The organism is Treponema sp. TIM-1 (assembly GCF_046533115.1).
Taxonomy (GTDB): Bacteria; Spirochaetota; Spirochaetia; order Treponematales; family Breznakiellaceae; genus JAIRMO01.
In genome coordinates this window covers 1-21,108 of record NZ_JAJQRC010000048.1, presented here as the reverse complement: position 1 = coordinate 21,108, position 21,108 = coordinate 1, and the positions used below count along the sequence as shown (strand labels likewise).

At 56.5% G+C, this 21,108-nt stretch carries 21 protein-coding genes and 1 pseudogene; 10 read left to right on the top strand and 12 right to left on the bottom strand.

Going from position 1 to position 21,108, the window contains the following annotated elements:
* The 5 genes from LQZ21_RS13145 to LQZ21_RS13125 form a co-directional block, all read right to left on the bottom strand.
* Window positions 1–271 (bottom strand): Uma2 family endonuclease (locus tag LQZ21_RS13145; RefSeq protein ID WP_411044977.1); only part of this gene is annotated, 271 nt, incomplete at its 3' end.
* A gap of 3 nt (window positions 272–274) precedes the next feature.
* A complete protein-coding gene (locus tag LQZ21_RS13140; RefSeq protein ID WP_411044976.1) occupies window positions 275–1,762 on the bottom strand; it encodes an ATP-binding protein in 1,488 nt (495 codons plus the stop codon).
* 25 nt (window positions 1,763–1,787) lie between these two features.
* On the bottom strand, window positions 1,788–3,026 hold the full coding sequence (locus tag LQZ21_RS13135; RefSeq protein ID WP_411044975.1) for an ABC transporter permease: 1,239 nt from the start codon (window positions 3,024–3,026) through the stop codon (window positions 1,788–1,790).
* On the bottom strand, window positions 3,026–3,790 hold the full coding sequence (locus LQZ21_RS13130; RefSeq protein WP_411044974.1) for an ABC transporter ATP-binding protein: 765 nt from the start codon (window positions 3,788–3,790) through the stop codon (window positions 3,026–3,028). Before LQZ21_RS13130 ends, LQZ21_RS13135 begins: the two co-directional genes overlap by 1 nt.
* Window positions 3,790–5,172 (bottom strand): efflux RND transporter periplasmic adaptor subunit, encoded by a 1,383-nt coding sequence (locus tag LQZ21_RS13125; RefSeq protein ID WP_411044973.1) that lies wholly within the window; start codon window positions 5,170–5,172, stop codon window positions 3,790–3,792. Before LQZ21_RS13125 ends, LQZ21_RS13130 begins: the two co-directional genes overlap by 1 nt.
* A 369-nt stretch (window positions 5,173–5,541) precedes the next feature.
* Here LQZ21_RS13125 and LQZ21_RS13120 point away from each other — a divergent pair, with 369 nt between their 5' ends.
* Window positions 5,542–6,675: a trans-sulfuration enzyme family protein gene (locus LQZ21_RS13120; protein ID WP_411044972.1), complete on the top strand. Its 1,134-nt coding sequence runs from the start codon at window positions 5,542–5,544 to the stop codon at window positions 6,673–6,675.
* Window positions 6,676–6,734: 59 nt separating this feature from the next.
* Here LQZ21_RS13120 and LQZ21_RS13115 read toward each other — a convergent pair whose 3' ends face one another.
* Window positions 6,735–7,556 carry a Cof-type HAD-IIB family hydrolase gene (locus tag LQZ21_RS13115; RefSeq protein WP_411044971.1) on the bottom strand — a complete coding sequence of 274 codons (822 nt, stop codon included), beginning with the start codon at window positions 7,554–7,556 and terminating at the stop codon, window positions 6,735–6,737.
* A 71-nt stretch (window positions 7,557–7,627) separates the two neighbouring features.
* Here LQZ21_RS13115 and LQZ21_RS13110 point away from each other — a divergent pair, with 71 nt between their 5' ends.
* Window positions 7,628–8,386, top strand: a complete 759-nt coding sequence (locus tag LQZ21_RS13110) for a ParA family protein (RefSeq protein WP_411044970.1) — start codon at window positions 7,628–7,630, stop codon at window positions 8,384–8,386.
* On the top strand, window positions 8,376–9,251 hold the full coding sequence (locus LQZ21_RS13105; RefSeq protein WP_411044969.1) for a ParB/RepB/Spo0J family partition protein: 876 nt from the start codon (window positions 8,376–8,378) through the stop codon (window positions 9,249–9,251). Before LQZ21_RS13110 ends, LQZ21_RS13105 begins: the two co-directional genes overlap by 11 nt.
* Before the next feature lie 12 nt (window positions 9,252–9,263).
* On the opposite strand, the gene LQZ21_RS13100 is transcribed toward LQZ21_RS13105, so the two are convergent.
* Complete coding sequence (locus LQZ21_RS13100) at window positions 9,264–10,175, bottom strand: nucleotidyltransferase family protein (protein WP_411044968.1); 912 nt, start codon at window positions 10,173–10,175, stop codon at window positions 9,264–9,266.
* 219 nt (window positions 10,176–10,394) lie between these two features.
* Here LQZ21_RS13100 and LQZ21_RS13095 point away from each other — a divergent pair, with 219 nt between their 5' ends.
* On the top strand, window positions 10,395–10,904 hold the full coding sequence (locus LQZ21_RS13095; RefSeq protein WP_411044967.1) for a bifunctional adenosylcobinamide kinase/adenosylcobinamide-phosphate guanylyltransferase: 510 nt from the start codon (window positions 10,395–10,397) through the stop codon (window positions 10,902–10,904).
* Window positions 10,905–10,925: 21 nt separating this feature from the next.
* Here LQZ21_RS13095 and LQZ21_RS13090 read toward each other — a convergent pair whose 3' ends face one another.
* Genes LQZ21_RS13090 through LQZ21_RS13070 form a run of 5 tightly spaced genes read right to left on the bottom strand, consistent with a single transcriptional unit; the run spans window position 10,926 to window position 15,952 of the window.
* A complete protein-coding gene (locus LQZ21_RS13090) occupies window positions 10,926–11,753 on the bottom strand; it encodes a formate/nitrite transporter family protein (protein ID WP_411044966.1) in 828 nt (275 codons plus the stop codon).
* A 10-nt stretch (window positions 11,754–11,763) separates the two neighbouring features.
* Entirely contained in the window at window positions 11,764–12,621 is an 858-nt protein-coding gene (locus LQZ21_RS13085; protein WP_411044965.1) for a bifunctional 5,10-methylenetetrahydrofolate dehydrogenase/5,10-methenyltetrahydrofolate cyclohydrolase, read from the bottom strand.
* Window positions 12,622–12,634: 13 nt separating this feature from the next.
* Window positions 12,635–13,270: a cyclodeaminase/cyclohydrolase family protein gene (locus LQZ21_RS13080; protein WP_411044964.1), complete on the bottom strand. Its 636-nt coding sequence runs from the start codon at window positions 13,268–13,270 to the stop codon at window positions 12,635–12,637.
* A 20-nt stretch (window positions 13,271–13,290) separates the two neighbouring features.
* Window positions 13,291–14,982, bottom strand: a complete 1,692-nt coding sequence (locus tag LQZ21_RS13075; RefSeq protein ID WP_411044963.1) for a formate--tetrahydrofolate ligase — start codon at window positions 14,980–14,982, stop codon at window positions 13,291–13,293.
* A 46-nt stretch (window positions 14,983–15,028) separates the two neighbouring features.
* Window positions 15,029–15,952: a methylenetetrahydrofolate reductase gene (locus LQZ21_RS13070; protein WP_411044962.1), complete on the bottom strand. Its 924-nt coding sequence runs from the start codon at window positions 15,950–15,952 to the stop codon at window positions 15,029–15,031.
* Between the two features lie 289 nt (window positions 15,953–16,241).
* On the opposite strand from LQZ21_RS13070, the gene LQZ21_RS13065 reads away from it, so the two are divergent.
* From LQZ21_RS13065 to LQZ21_RS13040, 6 genes and pseudogenes are all read left to right on the top strand, one after another.
* A complete protein-coding gene (locus tag LQZ21_RS13065) occupies window positions 16,242–17,822 on the top strand; it encodes an SPOR domain-containing protein (RefSeq protein ID WP_411044961.1) in 1,581 nt (526 codons plus the stop codon).
* A gap of 107 nt (window positions 17,823–17,929) precedes the next feature.
* Window positions 17,930–18,853: a hypothetical protein gene (locus tag LQZ21_RS13060; protein WP_411044960.1), complete on the top strand. Its 924-nt coding sequence runs from the start codon at window positions 17,930–17,932 to the stop codon at window positions 18,851–18,853.
* 21 nt (window positions 18,854–18,874) lie between these two features.
* The gene (locus LQZ21_RS13055) at window positions 18,875–19,459 is read left to right on the top strand and encodes a TetR/AcrR family transcriptional regulator (RefSeq protein ID WP_411044959.1); all 585 of its coding nucleotides are present in this window, start codon (window positions 18,875–18,877) and stop codon (window positions 19,457–19,459) included.
* Entirely contained in the window at window positions 19,456–20,133 is a 678-nt protein-coding gene (locus tag LQZ21_RS13050; protein WP_411044958.1) for a T9SS type B sorting domain-containing protein, read from the top strand. The genes LQZ21_RS13055 and LQZ21_RS13050 overlap by 4 nt, the downstream gene beginning before the upstream one ends.
* A 194-nt stretch (window positions 20,134–20,327) precedes the next feature.
* Complete coding sequence (locus LQZ21_RS13045) at window positions 20,328–20,747, top strand: transposase (RefSeq protein ID WP_411044957.1); 420 nt, start codon at window positions 20,328–20,330, stop codon at window positions 20,745–20,747.
* Window positions 20,734–21,108 (top strand): annotated as a pseudogene (locus LQZ21_RS13040) (hypothetical protein); the annotation flags it as partial. The gene LQZ21_RS13045 and the pseudogene LQZ21_RS13040, both read left to right, overlap by 14 nt.

Here is a 21,108-nt window from a genome sequence, read left to right as displayed (position 1 = left end):
GAACCACCGTATCGTCGCTTTCGTCTTCCGCATAGAAGAGCCGCACGTCGTAGGGCGCCGGACGCACCTTGCAGGGCTTACCCCGTAAATAGTTCCCTATTTGCCGGATCAGTTCCGCAAGAACCGCCTGATGAAAATCATTGGGGGCCGCCTGGGCATAGGCGATTCCGTTGATAAGCTCGAAGCGTTCACCCTCGTCCAGTTCCCATGCCTTGTAATCGGCGTAGGTAAAGTGTTGTCCTTCATCCAAGATCCGCGCGGCGTCACCCATGGGTTAAGTGTAGACCGGAACGCGAGACCCGTCAACATTCATTTCACTGTATTCGGGCAGGGTGATCTTTGCCGCGGTGCCGCCGGCTTCCCGTCTTTCCAGGGTAATCGAGCCGTGAACCGCTTCCACAAAACGTTTTACGATGCAGAGGCCAATGCCGGTGCCGGTACTCTTGCTGGTGAAAAAGGGGTCAAAAACCCGGCTCAGGTCCCCCGGGGGGATCCCCCGGCCCCGGTCAAAGATGGTGACAATGAGACTGCCGTTGTTCCGTACCAGGGAAGCCCCCACGGCGTCCGCGGGACCCCCGCTTTCCAGGGCGTTACGGATGAGGTTTTCCAGCACCGACCGGGCCCGCTCAATGTCCATGAGGATCAGGGCGTCCCGGGGGGCGTCCTGGTCCAGGATATTCCGTCCGCAGAGCCGGGTTGCGGTCTCCGCGACCAGATCGTATAGGTTTAGGGCGGTTTGATGGCCCTCCGCGTCCCGGAGATAATCGTTTACCCGGTAGGTCAGGGCGGACAGGCGGTCCACCTCCTCGTCGATGATGGCGATTTCCCCGGCGCCCTCCTCTGAAAAGAGCTTTTTCAGGATCCCCGTCTGGAGCCGGATAGCGAGGAGGGGGTTTTTGATTTCGTGGGCCAGGGTACTGGCGGCGGTGCCCAGGACCACCAGGTTCTTCTGGGATTCTATCCGATCCCGGTATTCCCGGTTACGGAGGTACAGGGCCCGAATATACAGGACCAGGGCCAGGAGCACGACTTCGCAGAGGGGAAAGAGGACCGTGGTAATGGTTTCGGTACGCCAATAGGCGGGGTGGGCGATATCGATGTAGAGGTACTTTCCGCCCATCAGGATATTCATAAACCAGAAGTCTGACCGGTCCCTCGTCCGGCGGCGGTTTCCCCCCTCCTGCCAAGGCGTCGAAGGCGCTTCCCGTGCCGCTGACCCTGATTCCGCTGCTCTCGCCGCTGCCGGGGGCGGCGTCGAAGGCGTTCCCCGTGCCTCCGGCGTCGATGCCCTTGCCGCTGCCGGGGGCGGCGAAAGGGTTGGTACCGGCCCCATGGGGCCGGTGCGGAGGACGAATTTGACCCGGCCCTGCTGCTTATCCGGAATGGTGTAGCGGCCCATGCGGCTCCGCCCCAGGTGCTGCAAGAACCCCTCGTCTAAGCGGTCCGGCGCCGTCCCCCAGCAATAGTCCAGGCTCAGATCGCTGCCGTATACCGCGAAGCCCACGATCCGCTCCCGCAGCGCCTCGTTGGCCTCGATGGCGGAACCGAAATCATCGTAGTCCCGCAGGCTCGTGAAAAGCATGTTGTAAAGCCGCTCGTTATCGTTGTCCCGGATAAGCCGGGCCCGGTCCCGCATCCCCTGGATGATAAACACCGTCAGGGCCGAAAACAAAACCCAGCAGAGCAGGGCGGCGATGAGGGACGCGGTCCGCAGGGATACCTTCATAGGCAGATCCTCTTTCATTAGGCGGAATTTGTCCATAGCATTCCCCTGTTTCCCCTTTACCCTATTCATAGCGCAGGGCGTCGATGGGGTAGAGTCCCGCCGCCTTTTGGGCGGGGTAATAGCCAAAACTCACCCCTACCAGGGCGGCGAAAAGGGCCGCGGCGGCCACGATCAGGGGGTTGATCGCCGTGGCCACCCCCAGGGCCGCCAGGAGGCGGCAGACCAGGAAGGCCATACCGATGCCGATGAGGCCCCCCAGGAGGCTCAGGATGACGGCCTCCGAGAGGAACTGAAAGAGGATATCCCGCTTCCGGGCCCCCACGGCCAGGCGGATCCCGATTTCCCGGGTCCGCTCGGTGACCGAGACCAGCATGATGTTCATGATCCCGATACCCCCAACCAGAAGGGATACCCCGGCGATGGCCGCCAGGAGGGTGGTGAGGCTCCGGGAGGTGGAGGAGGCCATGTCGATCATCTCGGCCTGGTTCATGATCTCAACATCCGATGCAGCGCTCTCCGGCAGCTTGTGGGCCTCCCGGAGGATGAGTTCCGCTTCCTTCTGGGCCGCTTCCATGTATTCCCTGCTCACCACACTCATGGCAATGGAATTGAGGTTCCGGCTGTTGGTCAGCCGGGTCAGGGCCGTGTCCAGGGGCACCATGATCACGTCGTCCTGGTCGCTCCCCCCGGGACCGGCCCCTTTTTCCGCTAAAATACCGATCACCGTAAAGTAATTGGTCCCGATCCGGATCTGCCGGCCCAGGGCCTCGGAGTAAGCCCCGGATGAAAGGCCGAAGAGGCTTTCCGCGGAACTGCGTCCCAGGACCGCCACCCGGTTCCGGGCGGCCAGGTCCTCCTCGTCAAAGAGGTTCCCCTCCTCCACCTGCCAATTCCGGGTCACGAGATAGTCCGGTTCCACCCCCATAACCTGGATCGAGGCGTTCCCCCCGGCGCCGGAAACGGTGAAATTCCGCTGGGTAACTCCGGAAACGGCCAGGGCGTAACTCGCCTCGGCCTTGACCATTGCCGCATCGGCCCTGGTAAGCCGGCTGGGCCGGGCCCGGGTGGCCGTATTTGCTTGATTCGTCCGGAAAACGAAGCGCTGGGGCATGATCTGAAGGAGGTTGGTCCCCATGGCGCTGATCCGGTTTTCGATCTCCCGCTGGGCCCCCGCTCCTACGGCGACCATGATGATCACCGAGGCAACCCCGATGATGATCCCCAGGGAGGTGAGGAGGCTCCGCATACGGTTACGGAGGATGCTTTTTAAGGAAGACCGGAGCATAGGCAGAATTCCCATCAGGCCCCCCCATCGGAGCGGGCCTCCGCAAGCTGGGCATGGTCCTGCCGCCATTGGGCCAGGTCCGCCGGGGCGTTCCGTTTTTCGGCCACCGGCCGGTCCCGGAGGACCTCCCCATCCCGGAGGGTGATGATCCGTTGGGTATAGGCCGCCAGTTCCGGCTCGTGGGTCACCATGATGATGGTTTTGCCCTGTCCGTTGAGGGCCTGGAAGAGGCTCATGATCTCCAGGCTCATCTCGGTGTCCAGGTTCCCCGTGGGTTCGTCCGCCAGGATAAAGGCGGGGTCGTTGACCATGGCCCGGGCAATGGCCACCCGCTGCTGCTGTCCCCCGGAAAGCTGGGAGGGCAGGTGGGTGAGGCGGTCCCCCAGGCCCACCTCCCGGAGGACCGCCTCGGCCCGTTCCCGGTGGTTCCGGCCCTTCCCGCCGTAGAACAGGGGGAGTTCCACGTTTTCCACCGCCTGGGTCCGGGGGAGGAGGTTGAAGGCCTGGAATACAAAGCCGATCTTCTTGTTCCTGATTTGGGCAAAGGCGTCCGGGCCGGACAAGGAGGTCTCGATCCCGTCCAGGGTATAGGTCCCCCCGCTGGGCTTGTCCAGACAGCCCAGGATGTTCATCAGGGTGGACTTCCCCGAGCCGGAGGGGCCCATGATAGAAATAAATTCCCCGGTTTCCGCGGAAAAACTGACCCCCCGGAGGGCCCGGACAATGATGCCCTCCAGCCGGTACTCCCGCCGGATGTCCCGCAGCTCGATAACCGCCATCACACCCGCTCCCGGAGGATCACCCGCATCCCCGCCAAGTCCGCTCCTGGGGCCTCCCCTTCCTCCGGGTCAAGGACCGGCCGGATCTCCGTAAAGGACCCGTCGCTGATACCGGTTCGCACCAGGATGCACTCGAGGTTCCCCCCTTCGTTGAGATACCAGAGGGTTTTGGGGGGCGCCTCCGGCAGCGGCCCGGAGGGGGTGTTTCCCCGGCCGGCTTGACCAGGTCCGCCGGTCCGCGCCCCGGGGTTACGCCCGCCGGGACCGCCCCCCGGCGGCCCGCCAAACCTCCCGCCCCCCATCAGCTCCGATAGGCCAGCCTGCCGGTTCTCCCGGGGCTGCTCCGGGGTATCAGCGGCCTCCTGCCGCCGGGCCACTGCCTCATTCCGCCGGGCCTCGCTCATCCCCCGGAGCCCCGCATTGAAGATCCGCTCGGCGATCTCCTCGGCGCTTAAGCCCACGGGCTGATAACGAAGGGCCCCGTTGGGGACCAGCAGGACATTCTCATTCCGTTCTTCGATAAATTCCACCGCACAGGTCATCCCCGGCAGGAGGGTCCCGTCCCGGTTATCCACGTTGATGATCACCGTATAGGAAACCACATTGTCCTGGATCGTGGGCATGAGGCGGATGGTTTCCACCACACCGGTATAGGTTTTTCCCGGTAAGGCTTCCAGGGTGAAACGGACGCTCTGTCCCTGCCGGATGGAGGAGATGTCCAGTTCCCCCACGCCGGCTTCAATCTGCATCTCCTCCAGGTTTTCCGCCAGGGTAAAGATACTGGAGGAATTGCTACTGGAGCCCTCCACCACGGTGGCCCCCTCGCTGATGTTCCGTTCCAGGACGATCCCGTCGATGGGGGAGGTGATGAAGGCGTATTGGTTTATTTCGGTTTCGATCACCCGTAACGAGGCCTCCGCGGCGGAGAGTTCCGCGGCCTGAACGTTCAAGGCGGTCCGGGTGGTTTTAAGCTCATATTCGGAGATGAGGTTTTTTTCCGCCAGTTTTTCCTGGTTCTGATAATTGAGGAGCTGGAGTTCGTGGTTGGCCCGGGCTTTGATCACCGAGGCCATCTGCTGTTCCCGTTGGAGCCTGAGCATGTCCGTGTTGAGTTCCGCGAGGATATCCCCCTTGCGGACCGGATCGTTGTAATCCACATGGATGGTCTCCACCTTCCCGCTCATCCGGGCCAAAACGCTGACCGTAGCCACCGGTTTTAAGGTACCGCCGGCGGACACGGTTTTTTCCAGGGTCCCCCGGCTAATCTCCGCGTAATCGTAGGTTTTGGTTCCCCCCGCGGATTTCAGGCAGCCCCCTAAGGAGAGACCGGTAAGGATCAAAAATAGGGCAGGACCAGAAAACGGGAAACCCCTGTGCAGCATGACCTATACCTCCATAGTTAGGATCTGACCACCATAGTAAAACTAAGCAAGAACCGTGCCAAGTTCTTCAAAAAAAGAAAAAAACGCGGGTCTTTGCGGTAATTTCATCATCCGCCGCCCCCCGGGAGTAAAAAACAGCTCCGCCGTGAACCATCCCCCGGGTCTTTCCGGAGCTTCCCTGCTGTTTTGGAAGGACCGGCTTTGGGCGCCGGGTAAAATTTACCCCCCGAGAGACAAACCATAGGTAAATTTTACCCACCGGGTTCCCATGAAATTCAGGCGCCCCTTATCCGTCACGGAATTTCTTTGGATAGTATTGACCGTTGACAACCAGGCGCTTAGGGCAATAAACTAAAAAAAGGAAACGCTATGAACCGAGGAACTTTACTTATCCATAACGGCCATGATAGGGATCCGGCCACCGGAGCCCTGGGGACCACCATCTATCAAACTTCTACCTTTTATCGGAAAAAAATAACCGAAATGCAGGAATTTGATTATTCCCGGGGGGCGAATCCCACCCGGAAGGTCCTGGAAGAGACCATCGCCGCCCTGGAGGGAGGGGCAAAGGGGTACGCCTTTGGCAGCGGCATGGCGGCGATTTCCTCGGTAATCGGGCTTTTCGCCACGGGGGATCATATTTTAGCCGCCGAGGACATCTACGGCGGGAGCCGGTATATCATGGATACCTTTTACCGGCGCTGGGGCCTCAGCTCCACCGCGGTGGACACCTCGGATCCCGACGCGGTACGGCGGGCGATCAGGCCCGATACCAAGGCCCTCTACCTGGAAACCCCTTCCAACCCGCTGCTTAAGATCACTGATCTGGCCGCGTGCCTGGACCTAGCCCGGGAGGCGAACCTCATCTCCATCGTGGACAATACCTTTATGACGTCCTACCTGCAGCAGCCCATAGCCCTGGGGGCGGATATCGTGGTCCATTCGGCGACCAAATTTTTGGGGGGCCACAGTGACGTGATCTCCGGGCTGGCCGTAACCCGTACCGAGGAATTGGGACAGCGGCTGTATCAGATCCAAAACAGCTTCGGCGCCGTGCCGGGGCCCTGGGATGGCTGGCTGGTGATCCGGGGGATCAAGACCCTTAAGGTGCGGATGGACGCCGCCCAGAAAACCGCCCGGCGTTTGGCGGAATGGCTTTTAACCCACAAAAACGTGGCCGCGGTCTTTTACCCTGCCCTGGAAGGGCATCCGGGCCGAAGGATCCACGAGTCCCAGGCCTCCGGGGCCGGGGCGATGCTTTCCTTTAAGACCAAAACCACTGAACAGGCCCTCCGTTTTTTCGACAGGGTTACGCTGGCGGCCACCGCGCCGAGCCTGGGCGGGGTGGAGACCATCGCCTCGTATCCGGTAAAAATGAGCCACATCAACATGCCGGTGGAGGATCGGGAACGGCTGGGCATAACCGACACCCTGATCCGTATCGCCGTGGGGCTTGAGGACGCGGAGGATCTGATCGCGGATTTTGACGAGGCCCTGGCGTAAAAAAGCGCTTTTCCCGGTTGTGGGGGACGGCGCCCCTTCTTACAGGCCGTAGGCGGCCCTCAGGCATTCTTTCCCAGGATATACCGTTCAATGACATCGGCCACCCCGTCGTCGTCATTGGTTTTGTCGCTGATAAGTTCGGCGATATCCTTGATCCGGTCGTCCCCATTGGCCATAGCAACCCCCACCCCGGCCCAACGGATCATGGCCTCATCGTTCATGGAATCCCCAATGGCCAGTACCGCTTCCCGGGGGATGGCGAGTTTTTCCGCCACCACCGCCAGGGCCGTGCCTTTATCGGTCTTCGGGGGAAGGATCTCCAAAAAATAGGGTTTGCTGGTAAAAATAGTGGCGTCCCGGCCGATATAGGTCCTGAGCAGCGACTCCAGGGGGCGGAGGATCATGGGGTCCCCAGGGATAAGGAGTTTGTGACATCCCGCCTGCACCATGCCCCGAAAATTTTCCACCACCACCTGCCGGAGTCCGGTTATTTTTTGATCATAATCAGCAAATTCGTTAGCCCGGGAAATATACATGATGTCATCTTCATAAATTTGAACGGAAAAGCCCTCCGCCGCGGCCAAATCATAGGCCACCAGGGCCGCCGCGGCGGGCAGCTGTATGTCGGCGATGATATTCCTCGTATGGCTTTCCTCTATCATGGTTCCGTTATTGCAGATTAAATACCCGGGCCGCTTGTGGAGCCCCAAAAGCCGGGCATATCGTTCCATGGCCGCGGGAATCCTGCCGGAAGCCAGAACCACCACCACCCCGGCAGCCTCCGCCTTTTTGATCGTATTCCTTGTTCTGAAGGAGATGCTGAGATCAGACCGCAAAAGAGTATCATCCAAATCAATGGCAAGCATACGAATCGCTGTCATGGTATAAGAATAACCCCATGCCCGCTACTATTCAATAGCAAAAATTCACAATAATATGCTATATTATGGGAATGGGAAGAGTATATGTTTTTGTTAATCAAAAGGGAGGTGTGGGCAAAACTACCTCGGCGATCAATATAGGCGCTTACCTGGCCGTCGCGGGAAGATCGGTACTCCTGGTAGATTTTGATTCCCAGGCGAACCTTTCCAGCGGTATCGGGGTCAGTTCTGCCAAGCCCGGGAGTTATGAGCTTATCTCGGGGTCCGTTCCCATCGACCAGGCCATCCGGCAAACCGCGATCCCCGAGCTTTCGGTGATCCCCGCCAGTATCGATCTTTCCGGGGCGGCGGTGGAGCTTATTGATCAGAAAAACCGGGAATTTTACCTCCGGAACGCCCTGGAACCGGCCAGGGAGCGGTATGATTTTATCCTGATCGACTGCCCTCCTTCCCTGGGGGTCTTGACCCTGAACGGCCTGGCCGCCGCCGACGCGGTACTTATCCCCATGCAATGTGAATATTTCGCCATGGAAGGGCTTTCCCTGCTCCTCAATACCATTAAGCGGATTCAGAAGGGTCTGAACCCCGCCCTGGGTATCGGGGGGATCTTCTTTACCATGTACGATCCCCGGACCCGGCTTGCCCAGGCGGTGATAAAACAGGTGAGCGGCTATTTTAAAAACCTGGTTTTTTCCACCGTCATCCCCCGAAATGTCAGGCTTTCGGAAGCTCCCTCCCACGGCTTGGCCATTTCTCAATACGATTCCCAATGTTCCGGCGCCCGAGCCTATAAAAGTCTTGCCGAGGAGGTGATGAACCGTGCCCCCTAAATATGGCCTGGGAAAGGGGCTGGATGCCCTGATCCCCCGGGAGGAGGAATTTCAATTCCAGGAGTCCTCCCCCGGAAAAGGAGAAACCTTCCTTGCCCTGGATAAGATCAGGGCCAACCCAAACCAGCCCCGGAAAAACTTTGAGGAGGAGTCCCTTAAAGAATTGGCGGATTCCATCCGGTCCCAGGGGATCATCCAGCCCATCATCGTCGAAGACGCCGGGGACGGCACCTATACCATCGTTGCCGGGGAACGCCGCAGCCGCGCCGCCCATTTGGCGGGACTCCGGGAGGTGCCGGTCCTTATCCGCAGCTATTCCGATGAAAAACGGCTGGAGGTCGCTATCATCGAAAATGTCCAGCGGACGGATCTGAACCCCATTGAGGAGGCGGCGGCCTATAAAAAACTCATGGAAATCACCGGCCTGTCCCAGGACGAGGTGGCCGCCAAGGTGGGGAAGAACCGTTCCACCGTGGCCAATGCCTTGAGGCTCCTCAAACTCCCCGGCTCCGTGCAAAAAAGCCTGGAAACCGGCAAAATTTCGGCGGGTCATGCCCGGGCCATCCTCTCGGTGTCGACCCCGAAAGGACAGGCCCTGCTCTTTGAGGAGATCCTCGCCCGGAACTACTCGGTCCGGGAGGCGGAAAGCCGTTCCGCCTCCCTCAACGAGGGTACGCCAAAAACCGCGGCCAAGGTCAAGCCGATAAAAAAACAGGACCCGGAATTAACGGCCATGGAACAGCGGTTTATTGAAGCCCTGGGGACCAAGGTGTCCATTACCGGAGACTTTAACCGGGGGTGTATTCAGATTGACTATTACTCCATGGACGATCTGGATCGGCTGTACGAAATTTTAAACCCCTGAGCCCCCGGCTTCCTAGGCCCAGAGTTTCTCCGGATATATTCCCCGGGCGGTGAGATCCGCGATCCGGGTGACCGCCGCTTCCCTATCTTCCTTATATGTTACCCCAAACCAGTCGGAATCCGCCGGGAGGACCCGGATCTTGACGAGGTTATTTTTGATAAACCAGTCCGCGGCTTTGGGCAGGTAACATTCGCTTTTCGGCTGGGTACCGGAAGTTTTAAGAAAATCCTCAAAATAGGTGCTAAAATGGGGGATGATCTCCGGGGAATACCCCCAAAAGTTCATGGATACCGGGGTATCCGGGGCCAGGGGTTCTATGGCGCCGTCCGGGGCGGTATTGAAGATACGGCCGTCCTTTTTTTCGATGGATAAAAGCTCGTTCACCGAAATAAGGTACCCGTCCTTTACTCCGCAGACCCCCCGGGTAACCGTTCCCTGGGGGCTTAGGGTTTTTTCCAGGGCATAGGGGACAATGGCCGCTTCCCCCGGAGCCGGCGCGGAGAGGTATTTCCCCATGACGGCAAAGGCTTCCCGGCCGTAAAAATCATCGGCGTTGAGTACCGTAAAGGGGGCGTCTATCTTCTCCGCGGCGCAGAGCAGGGCATGGGTGGTCCCCCAGGGCTTAGTCCGGTTAATCCGCCGGCTTTCCGCGAGGATGTCCGGGGGGATGAGGCTGTCCAACTCCTGAAAGGCCAGATCCCATGGTACCGTGGTCCCCATCCGGCTTAACACGAGGTCCCGAAAGTCCTTTTCTATATCCCGGCGGATGACAAAAAGAATTTTCTCAAACCCCGAGCGGAGGGCATCGTAGACCGAATAATCCAGCAACACTTCCCCGTTTTTTCCTAATTTATCCATTTGCTTGAGGCCCCCGTAACGGCTCCCCATTCCTGCAGCCAAAACAACCAAGATCGGTTTCTTCATGTTGTATACTCCTTTAACGAAGAAGAAATTTTCAACCACCAAGGCGCATAAAGCAAAGTTTGATGTTACAACCGGTTGATTATACCCGATATTGCCTGAATTGTATACCGATCGCCGGCGCCTGCCGGATTTTGCAGCCGGGGCACGGGTAAGGGCCGTTGCCCCGGCCATTCCTCCCCGCACATTGACAGAGATGGCGGGATATTTCAAGATTAGCCTATGATCATGCTGATTACCGGGGGGATAAAGTCGGGAAAGTCAAGCCGGGCTTTGCGGATCGCCCGGGAGGAATGGCCCTTTCCCATACATTTTATTGCGACCGCCCAGGTAACGGATGAGGAGCTGGGGCTCAGGATACGGCGGCACCAAGAGGAGCGGGCCCGGCTTGGGGGGGATGCAGGGTTTGTAACCATTGAAGAGCCCCTGGAATTGGGGGAGGCCCTCAGCCGGGCGGGGCCCTATGCGGTGGTGGACTGTATCCCCATGTGGATAAACAACCTGATCTACCATAAGCGGGAAGCCGATTTTTCCGGCATATTAGGGGCCGTTATCCGGGGCCTCCGCCAAAACCGTATCGTGGTTACCAACGAGACGGGGATGGGGAACGTCCCCTTTGACGAGACGACCCGGCGGTACAATGAGCTTTTGGCCGAGGCAAACCGGAAAATCGCGGAAGCCGCGGACCGGGTGGAGCTTATGGTTTCCGGCATCCCCCTGCGGATCAAGTAGGTCCCAGGGGGCGCCGGGAATTCAGGCGGCGGCCCGGGGTTTATAGAGGTGAGCGGACCACATCAAACAGGCAAAGGCGCCGCCCCCGATGATGTTCCCCAGGGTAACCGGGATAAGATTGGCGGTAAAAAAGCTGCCCCAGGTCAACGCCCCCGTATTGATCCCCAGCTCTGCGGCTTTGGCGGCATAGGCGCTTACCTGTAAGGCCATAAGCCCCGCGGGAATGTAGTACATATTGGCCACACTGTGTTCAAAGCCGCAGATCACAAAAAAGCAGACCGGCAGGTAGGTTCCCATAAACCGGCCGGGCACGTCCTTGGCGGCCAGGGCCAGAAACACCCCCACGCATACGAGGAAATTGCAGAAGATCCCCGACACCAGGGCATTGGCAAAGGGAAGGGCGCACTTGGCCGCGGCCACCCGGATGGTAAAGGCCGCCAGGGCATGGGCGGAATAGTTGAGCTGGCCGAAAAGGGCGCAGCCTGCGGCCACGAGGAGGCCGCCGGCGAAGTTTCCGGCGTAAACAAAGAGCCAGTTTTTCAACATCCCCCTAAGGGGGGCCTTGCCGTCCAATACGGTGATGGGGAGCAGGCAATTCCCCGTAAAAAGCTCCGCTCCGGAGACCACCACCATGCCCAGGCCGAAGGGGAATATCACCCCCATAACGAGCCGGGCGATCCCCACATTGGGGATATCGTGGGCCGCGGTATTCGCCACCGCCGCGGCAAGGCCGATGATGAGCCCCGATAGGATCCCCAGAAAAAACATCTTCCAAAGGGGAAAATTGATCTTGGCGGCTCCGGCGGAAACGTAATTTGCCGTCACTTCCTGCGGGGTAAACAGGTTCATACCATCCTCCTCATAGCTCATCGGCAGCGGCTTTGGCCGCCTCAATCACATGGCGTACCGATACGCCGGTGGTCACCGTGCCTACCCCGCCGGGTACCGGGGTGATCGCCGCCACCAGGCCTTCCGCCTCGGCGAATTTCACGTCCCCGCACATGCCCCCTTCGGCTTTGACGTGGATCCCCACGTCTATGACCACCTGCCCTTCCCGGAAGTACTCCCGGCCGATGCTTTCGGGCTTTCCCGCAGCCACAATAACGATGTCCCCTTCCCGGACCACGGCGGGGAGATCCCTGGTTTTGGTATGGCAGATGGTGACGGTAGCGTTTTTGTGCATCAGCATCATCGCCACGGGCCGGCCGATAACCAGGCTGCGGCCCACCACGGTTACCCGCTTCCCCCCGGGGTCTATCCCGTAATGGGCGAGGATCTCCATGCAGGCTTCCGCCGTACAGGGGGGGAAACCCTGGGAGGTTCCGGTGAACACCCCCGCCAGGGAACCGTCGGTGATGCCGTCTATGTCCTTGGCGGGGAGCAGGGAGCCCCGGACGATCCGGTCGTTGATATGGCCGGGCAGGGGCCGGAAGAGGAGGACCCCGTGGATCCGGGGATCCCCGTTTATCCCCCGGATGACCTCAAGCAGGGCTTCCTGGCTGGTATCCGCGGGGAGGACGTAGTTTTTGACCGCCACCCCCGCGGCATCGCAGCGTTTTTTCGCCCCCTTTTCGTAGGAAATATCATCCTCCCGTTCCCCCAGGCGGATGATCCCCAGGGCCGGGACTATGCCCCGGGATTTTAGGGCCTCCGTATCCCGCTTCATCCCCTCCATCATGGCATCGGCCACGTCTTTTCCTTTTAATATCTGGGTCATGGCGGTGTCCTTTCTACTCTTTTTTCAAGTAATTTTTTACGCTTTCAAAAATACGATCCGAACAAGGACCGTATTCGGCCAGGAGGGCATCCGCTTTCCGGTTGTACTCCCCTGCCAGGGCCCGGTCTTTCATGGCCCCGGTGTTGATATACACGTTGAGGCTGGCCCCGAGCAGGGCGGCCTTGCAGAAGGCCGCCCCCACCCCGGCGTCGCTCACCGCGAGGCGGCTGCCCTTGGCGGCGAATTCCTCATGGAGCCGGATGGCCTCGCCGCACTTCGACATGATTTCCAGGGGTACCGAACAGGCCTCCTTGAGGGCGGCCTCCATGACCCGGTCCTTTTCCTCCCGCTGGGCCTCGGTCTCTTTAGGCAGGCCGTAGGCCCGGGAAAGGGGCTCAAAGACCTCGGCGTCCCGCTGCACCAGGGTGAGGAATTCCCCCTGGAGCTTCTCCGCCGCTTCCCGCAGGCGGATCATGTCCCCTTCCACCTCGGCGTACTTTTTTTTCCCCACCGTGAGGGCCCCCACCATATTCCCCAGGGCGGTTCCCACCGCCCCCACCAGGGCCGAGGCGCCTCCCCCGCCGGGGACCGGGGCCTTACTGCCCAAGCGGGAAATAAATTCGGCGCAGCTTATTTCCGCAAAATTCATCGTACCTCCTTTTAGTACCGCTAAAAGAGACCCGAAATCTTGCCGGCGCTGTCCACGTCGATCTTTTCCGCCGCCGGTACCGGGGGCAAGCCCGGCATGGTCATAATGTCCCCGGTCAGGGCCACGATAAAGCCCGCCCCGGAGGAGATTTTGAGGTTCCGCACCGTCAGGGTAAAGTCCTGGGGAGCGCCCAGGAGTTTTTGATCGTCGGAAAAGCTGTATTGGGTTTTGGCCATGCAGATGGGTACCTTGCCGAAGCCCAGGGCTTCAAGCTGTTCCATCTGCTTGACCGCGGCGGGGAGGATATTCACCTCCGCGGCATGGTATATCTTGGTGGCAATGGCCTTGATCTTATCGGCGATGCTTTCGTCCAGCTCGTAGCTGTAGCGGAATTGCGAAGGCTGTTCGCAGAGGCGTACCACTTCCTCCGCCAGCTTGATCCCCCCTTCGCCGCCCTTGGCCCATACTTCGCTCAAGGCGACATTGACCCCCAGTTCCTTACATTTCTTTTCCACCAGGTCCAGTTCCGCCCTGGTGTCGGTGGGGAAGGCGTTGATCGCCACCACCGCGGGCAGCCGGAACACCTGGGTGATGTTTTCCACGTGCTGCAGGAGGTTCGGCAGCCCCTTTTCCAGGGCGGCAAGGTTTTCTTTGGAAAGATCCGCCTTGGCCACGCCGCCATGGTGTTTCAGGGCCCGGACCGTGGCGACGATGACCACCGCCGCAGGGGTCAGGCCCGCAAAACGGCATTTGATATCGAGGAACTTCTCCGCCCCTAGGTCCGCGCCGAATCCGGCTTCGGTAACCACGTAATCCCCCAGTTTCAGGGCCAGCCGGGTAGCCATCACCGAGTTACACCCGTGGGCGATGTTGGCGAAGGGCCCCCCGTGGACAAAGGAAGGGGTATGTTCCAGGGTCTGCACCAGGTTGGGCTTGAGGGCATCCTTGAGGAGGGCTGCCATGGCGCCCTGGGCGTTAAGCTGCCCCGCGGTAACGGGCTTGGCTTCGGAATCCTTGCCATAGGTATAGCCCACAATAATAGAGGCAAGCCGTTTTTTGAGGTCGTCGATCCCGGAGGCGAGGCAGAGGATGGCCATAATCTCGCTGGCCACGGTGATGTCATAGCCGTCTTCCCGGGGGAAACCGTTGGCCTTGCCCCCCAGGCCGTCCACCACAAACCGGAGCTGCCGGTCGTTCATGTCCACGCAGCGGTGCCAGGTGATACGCCGGGGGTCGATGTTCAGCTTATTCCCCTGATAGATATGGTTGTCGATCATGGCGGCGAGGAGGTTATTGGCCGCCCCGATGGCGTGGAAGTCCCCGGTAAAGTGGAGGTTGATGTCTTCCATGGGCACCACCTGGGCGTAACCCCCGCCGGCGGCTCCCCCTTTGACGCCGAATACAGGCCCCAGGGAGGGCTCCCGCAGGGCGACGATCACCTTTTTCCCGATCTTCTTGAGACCATCCGCCAGGCCCACGGTGGTGGTGGTCTTCCCCTCCCCCGCGGGGGTGGGGGTAATGGCGGTGACCAGGATCAATTTGCCGTCTTTTTTACCGGCGTTTTCCGTCAGATAGTTATAATCTACCTTGGCCTTGTAATTTCCGTACTGCTCCAGGTATTTTTCATCGATACCTGCGGCTTTCGCAATCTCCAGGATATGCTCCATCTTGGTGGCCTGGGCGATTTCAATATCACTTTTCACTTCACTCATAACTCATCTCCCTCTGTTTTGTTAAAACTCCCCTTCATGGGGAGTCTCATTTATATTGAAGCCTGATGCCGGAATCCAGGACGATCCTGGTCACATCGGCGCTTTTGTTCAGGGCGTAGATATGGATCCCCTGCAGGTCGGTGTTCATGTATGCCCAGAGCTGCCTGACGGTGTATTCCATGCCGGCTTTTTTGAAGTCCGCCGCGAGCTGCTTGACGACCGCTTCACCGGCCCCGCGGACCGGGGTGTATTTACCGATGATCGCCGCCAGTTCCGCGGGGATCGAACAGCCGTTGGCCAGGGTCATATTGATGATCGGGTCCCGGGAGAGGACCGGCATGAGCCCCATGACAAAGGGGATGGTGACGCCGGCCCTGCGGCATTTTTTGACCCACCGCTCATAGGCGGGGACATCGTGGCAAAGCTGGCACATCACAAATTCCGCGCCGGCATCCTGTTTTTCGCGGATAAAGGCGATGTCCGACTCCGCGCTGACGGCGAGGAGGTGCTTTTCGGGGTCCCCCGCGCCGGCGATGGTAAATTTATCCCCAAAGGTTTCCCGCAGAAAGCGGATCAGGTGGTTGGCGTTTTCAAAATCCCCGCCGGTGGTGGTCTTGAGCATGCCGGTTTCGGGGTCCTTGGGAAAATCCCCCCGCATGGCAAGAAAATTTTCGACCCCCAGGTCCAGATATTTCTGTATTTTTTCTTTGATTTCACTTTTTGAATGCCCGATACAGGTAAAATGGGTCATACAAGTTACGTTATTCTTGGTAATAAAGTCGCAAATTTCGATACTTTTACCCACATTGGTCCCGCCGGCGCCATAGGTGCAGCTGATAAAATCCGGGTTAAACCGGAAGAGTTCTTTTAATTCGTTCTGTAACTTGGGCACCCCGTCATCTTCTTTTGGGGGAAAAACCTCAAAAGAAAAGGTCATTCGTTTCTTTAAAATTTCGGTAATTCTCATCATGCCTCCTTGTTTTGGGAAAAAGGAATTGCCAGAGGAGCCGGTTTCAAAACGCGGCTGATTTTGAAACCGGCTCTGCAGAAACGGCCTAAAGGCTCGCTTTTGCATTTAAATCTAAGGAAACTCTTATTTTATATCGTCCTATGGGGGTTGTCAAGAATTTTGTGATCAATATCAATAAAATTATATATATATTATTTTATTGATATGGCGGCTGTTTTATGACCGGTAAATTGCCATATTGACTTTACATAAACTACCGTATAATTTTAATAAGGGGAGGAATTAAATAATGAAAAAAATCCTCATAAGTTTTGTTCTCCTGGTGATAGCTGATTTTTGTTTCCCCCAGCAAAACCTCAAAATTATCGGTCGAATTCCTCGTCCCGACAGTGAAAAAATCTATCGAATCCAACTGGGTTCCTTCAAAATGCCGCAGAATGCCGAAACGGTTTCCGCCAGATTACGGCATGCCGGATTTAATCCGGTATATGAAAATTACCGGGATTTTACCCGGGTGCTTCTTACCGGTATCAGGGCCTGGAATATGTTGCTGGTATTAAAAAACATCGAATTACTGGGGTTTAGAGAAGCATGGATCACGGAAGACCGGAGCGCCGTCCCTTCGGAGGGGTTTCTGGTGAATCCGGACGAGTATGCCCACGGCAAAAACACCAGACCGCCGAGAAGGAGAAGGGAAACGCCGGATCGAAGCGCTGCCCCCCCGGACAGGATAAGCGCGGAGCCGGAGTATACGCCGGATAGGAGCGTTACCCCCCCAAACAGGATAAGCGCGGAGCCGGAGTATACGCCGGATAGGAGCATTGTCCCCCCCGACGAGGTGCGTGTGGAGCCCTATCCTGAAGAAGCGGCTGAGCTTCCCGCTAAAAACGTCATCATAGACCCCACTTATTATACGGTAATGATCGGTGAAAGCAAAACCATACGGCTGGACACTTTACCTGACTGGGGGGTGGTATGGTCGAGCCAGGACCCCGGGATTGCCACGGTGGATGATACCGGAAAAATCACCGGCATAGACACCGGATCCACCGTGGTTGAAGCCGATGACGGCGAAACGGTTATGGGTATTTCCGTGACGGTGGTGCCGGCCTCAAACATTCATTATGTTCCAAAGGAACAGGAAACCTTTGTGAAAACAGACGAAAATACCCTTATGACCCCGGGAACGACCGGTCTGGCCGAATACAGGACCGAACCCACCGCCCGGTTGGCCTATCGTTTTGTAAACCCCGGGGACAGCAGGGGCGCCAGCGGCATCAACGGCGGTATCGATGTTCTGGGCAAAGGAAAGGACGACCGGTGGATGTGGACCACCTATTATCAGGGGGGATTTTTTTACGATTTGAACGGCGTCCAACATGTTATGACCAATGGGGTTCAACAGAGCAGGAGCGGCATTGAATTACGGGTAGAGCCGTCCTTTGTGTATATAGACGGGGTGTCCTACCTTCAGTTAAAGCATACGCTTAAAAACATCACCCAGACCGTTATTTCCGGCCAAAGATTCGGCGCCGGAGCGGATATTATGATACATAACAACGACCACGCTTCGGTTACCGGGGACGAGTATGGGCTGGTAATGTCCGATGCCTCCGACGAAGAGATCTCAAGCCTGAACCTTATGTTTGTGGGTAAAACCGGGGAAGATACCACCCCGGTGAGCACCCTCTGGATAGGCCGGTGGGATCGGGGGGACTATCTGAAGCATATCTATGATGACGGGGTGGATCCCCAGTACTATGAAGGGGCGGACAGCGCCATGGCTTTTTCGTTCCAAAATATCACCCTGCTTCCCGATGAATCCAAGGAGTTCATCGTTAGATTTACCCTTGCCCGAAACAGCAACTGAGAACCGGAGCATACGATGAACCCTATCCTCATCGAGTACTTGACAATATAATTTAACAATGTTATATTATCTATGTAAACTTAACATTATTATAGGAGTGTGTCAAAATGAAACGTTTTTTGGCGTTCATCGCCGCTTTACTGCTACTATGGCCGCCCTTGTGGGCTGACGAAGAGGGCTATGCTTCTTCTACAGACCTCAGCGTCACCCTTTCGAGTATCCCCGAAGCAAAAGTCGCCCTGGCGCAGAATTTCACCTTTCCATTCCTCCGGGGAGATGGAATGCTGACCCAGGGCAACAGTATCAGCACCACGGTGACCGCTGAACTTTCCCCCATATCGATCAACGGTCTTGCGGAACTGGTCTGGACACCCATCGCGTTTTTTCAACTGGTTGCCGGGGGGCGGATTGGTTCAGGGTGGAATATAACCCTGGGAGATGAAATCATCGGAATAGGAAAAAATGTGCGTAATTCCGATGGAAGTACCGCAGTGGATGGTTCCGCCTTTGACGGGCTTTTATGGAAACTCAATGGCGGCGCCGTCCTGCAATTCGATCTGGCCGCTCTTTTCCCCGGGGACTGGCATCATGTGGTATTTCATTCGTATCATGAAATAAATTACGCCGCGTATACCGCGGCAGATGCCCATGAATCATGGTATTTTGAAGCCGATTTCGGCGAAAACCGGAATGGTTTTAACTATTACGGTAATTATTTATTGGGGTATCAAATGCCGCTTTTCCTTGATATGGTGGGTATTCTGGTGGAGGAAAATCAAAATCTCTACCATACCGCAGGGGGTGAATATTGGGGTGACGAGCTCCCCCGCTGGACTTTTTCCGCATTGCTTGACTTTAAAATTACCGATTGGATGAGCGCTACCCTGATTACCCAATTGCGAACCATGCGGAATTTCACCTCGGCAACCGAAGGCAATGAATTTTATCAGGACCGGCAAATAGCCGCTTCTCCGGAACGGCGACTTGAATTTTACCGGGTGGCCGCCACCATGAAGTTCAAATTGCGATAAGCAGGGAAAGGAGTACTGTTTATGCGAAAGGCAAATCCTGAACTGATCATGGCCATTAAAAAGAAAGCCCTCGAAATGCTCATGAAAAAAGAGCCGGAAGAAATAACCATGCGGGATATAGCAAAGGGATGTGGAGTAACCGCGACCACGCTCTATTATTACTACAGCGACAAGGATACCTTGTTCGAGGAGGTGAAACTGGAAAGCATCGCCGAAATGAATGGTTTTATCCAAAAAAAACTGGAGGGGATACAAGAACCGCTCAAGGCTATTAAGGCCGCGCTTACCGCGTTCAGGGATTGGGCTTTTGAAAATCCCCGGATGGCTATTTTAGTCATGGGACGCTTTAAAGCAAATAAAGAAGTGAGCAACGAACAATTAGAAGCGTACTACCTAAACAACTATTTTGGTAAAGCGCTCCTGGATGCCGCAGTCAAGGTGGGTAAATCAAAGTCTAAGGATACGCTGTTGGATTCCAGCCTCATTATTGCCGCTCTCTGGGGCGCCATTGAAAGCGTGTTATTAAACCGGACAATGCCGGAATATTGGGACCAGGGGCTGCTGTTTACCAACAAAATGATAGAACATTTACTGGAGGAATTATGAGAAAAATCTGGTTTGTCTTTTTTGGGGTCCTTATTATTGGTTTGCTTGGCTGTAATACTGCGAAATCAACAGACCCAGCCGTTATTATTGACAATACTATTGAATTGTCTGTAGAGCCGGGAGAACAGTGGCTGGGGAAAATGAAAGTTTTTATTTTTTCCGTAAGTAAAACTCCCCAATTAGCCGCATGGATTGAAGATGGCGACGGAAACTATATTGCAACAATCACGGTTACCAATAGAAGCGCCAAAAGAAACTGGAGAAGCGCTCCCGCGGAAGGAAGGCCCGAGGCATTGCCTATCTGGAATCATAGATTCCAAAATAACTCAGCACAAAATGATGTTGACACGGTAAGCGCGGCTACCGCAAAAGGGGCCGTCGATGTTCAAATTGCCAACGGTTCATTGATAAATGGGCATGAATATACGGTCTATTTGGAAATAAACCACAGTTTTGATTATAACGAAACCTATCCCGAAAATACGACAGGCGTAAACGGGCAGCCATCGGTACTGTACCAGGCAAAATTTATTGCGGGCCAGGCGGGTAAAATAAGCCTTTTGCCAATAGGCCGTGGATCAGTTGATGGATCCCATGGAACTATAACAGAAGGACTTACGGGCCTTACCACGGCATTGGAAATAATCAAAAATGCTTATGTAAGTTCCTGGTGAGTGGTGAATTCTTCGCAGCAAATTCCAGGGCCGACAAACTGTGGGTGGAGGCTGAAGTGGGAATGGAGCGCAGCGGAATGACCTGGCCGGCCGGAACCCTGGAGCCGCCGAATGGCGGCGGAATGCATACAGTCCTGTTGAGACTGTCGAATAACCTTGACAAAATAAAAAAGCAGTAATAGTATTGCGCTATTATGGCGCGATACAAAGATTTTGACCGGTCGCAGGGCCTTTTTCTGACCGTGGATTTAAGCAGGCAGCTCTTGCCGGGGACCTTTGAATGGACCCTGGACTATTTAGTCGGCAAAATGGACCTCAGCGAGTTTGATTCAAGCTACAACAATGACGAGGTTGGGGCAAAAGCCTATTCGCCGGAAGTGTTGTTGAAAATAATACTCTATTGCTATTCGCACGGGATAAACTCGTCGCGGAAGATAGAGGAGTCATGCAGGACAAATATCGTCGCAAAGGCGCTGGCCGCAGACGCGGAGCCTGATCACGCCACTATCGCGGGATTTATCGCATCCAATGCCGAAAAGTTTGTGAAGGTGTTTGCGCAGGTGGTAATGAAATGCGGGGAGCTTGGGCTGATAGGGGGGAATGTTTGCGATTGACGGATGCAAACTGCCCAGCAACGCGTCAAAGGAATGGTCTGGGACGCTGAAAGATTTAAAAAAGAAACAAGCGGACCTTGAGAAGCTGGGAAAGCAATTGACGGAACAACACCAGGAGCGGGACAAGCGGGAGCGTTCGGTTAAGAAGTTGAACAAGACATGCCGGAATTTTATAGAGGGAAAGGAATATCAGGAGCGGCATCAGGAACGGATAGCAAAGAAGCTGGCAAAGCTGGAACAGTTTTTAGCGACGGCGGAAGCGAAACAAGGAATAAGGGCCTGCCCAAGAATAATTACTACACATAAATATAAAAGTATGATATACTTAAAAGATGGAAATAGAAGCGCAGATACAAGAGAA

Coding starts and splice junctions, on each gene's coding strand:
- LQZ21_RS13050 (WP_411044958.1), top strand. CDS start 19,456: ATGAGAAAAATCTGGTTTGTCTTTTTTGGGGTCCTTATTATTGGTTTG.
- LQZ21_RS13135 (WP_411044975.1), bottom strand. CDS start 3,026: ATGGGAATTCTGCCTATGCTCCGGTCTTCCTTAAAAAGCATCCTCCGT.
- LQZ21_RS13060 (WP_411044960.1), top strand. CDS start 17,930: ATGAAACGTTTTTTGGCGTTCATCGCCGCTTTACTGCTACTATGGCCG.
- LQZ21_RS13130 (WP_411044974.1), bottom strand. CDS start 3,790: ATGGCGGTTATCGAGCTGCGGGACATCCGGCGGGAGTACCGGCTGGAG.
- LQZ21_RS13045 (WP_411044957.1), top strand. CDS start 20,328: ATGGCGCGATACAAAGATTTTGACCGGTCGCAGGGCCTTTTTCTGACC.
- LQZ21_RS13115 (WP_411044971.1), bottom strand. CDS start 7,556: ATGACAGCGATTCGTATGCTTGCCATTGATTTGGATGATACTCTTTTG.
- LQZ21_RS13090 (WP_411044966.1), bottom strand. CDS start 11,753: ATGAACCTGTTTACCCCGCAGGAAGTGACGGCAAATTACGTTTCCGCC.
- LQZ21_RS13070 (WP_411044962.1), bottom strand. CDS start 15,952: ATGATGAGAATTACCGAAATTTTAAAGAAACGAATGACCTTTTCTTTT.
- LQZ21_RS13100 (WP_411044968.1), bottom strand. CDS start 10,175: ATGAAGAAACCGATCTTGGTTGTTTTGGCTGCAGGAATGGGGAGCCGT.
- LQZ21_RS13080 (WP_411044964.1), bottom strand. CDS start 13,270: ATGAATTTTGCGGAAATAAGCTGCGCCGAATTTATTTCCCGCTTGGGC.
- LQZ21_RS13055 (WP_411044959.1), top strand. CDS start 18,875: ATGCGAAAGGCAAATCCTGAACTGATCATGGCCATTAAAAAGAAAGCC.
- LQZ21_RS13140 (WP_411044976.1), bottom strand. CDS start 1,762: ATGGACAAATTCCGCCTAATGAAAGAGGATCTGCCTATGAAGGTATCC.
- LQZ21_RS13085 (WP_411044965.1), bottom strand. CDS start 12,621: ATGACCCAGATATTAAAAGGAAAAGACGTGGCCGATGCCATGATGGAG.
- LQZ21_RS13120 (WP_411044972.1), top strand. CDS start 5,542: ATGAACCGAGGAACTTTACTTATCCATAACGGCCATGATAGGGATCCG.
- LQZ21_RS13065 (WP_411044961.1), top strand. CDS start 16,242: ATGAAAAAAATCCTCATAAGTTTTGTTCTCCTGGTGATAGCTGATTTT.
- LQZ21_RS13095 (WP_411044967.1), top strand. CDS start 10,395: ATGATCATGCTGATTACCGGGGGGATAAAGTCGGGAAAGTCAAGCCGG.
- LQZ21_RS13075 (WP_411044963.1), bottom strand. CDS start 14,982: ATGAGTGAAGTGAAAAGTGATATTGAAATCGCCCAGGCCACCAAGATG.
- LQZ21_RS13125 (WP_411044973.1), bottom strand. CDS start 5,172: ATGCTGCACAGGGGTTTCCCGTTTTCTGGTCCTGCCCTATTTTTGATC.
- LQZ21_RS13110 (WP_411044970.1), top strand. CDS start 7,628: ATGGGAAGAGTATATGTTTTTGTTAATCAAAAGGGAGGTGTGGGCAAA.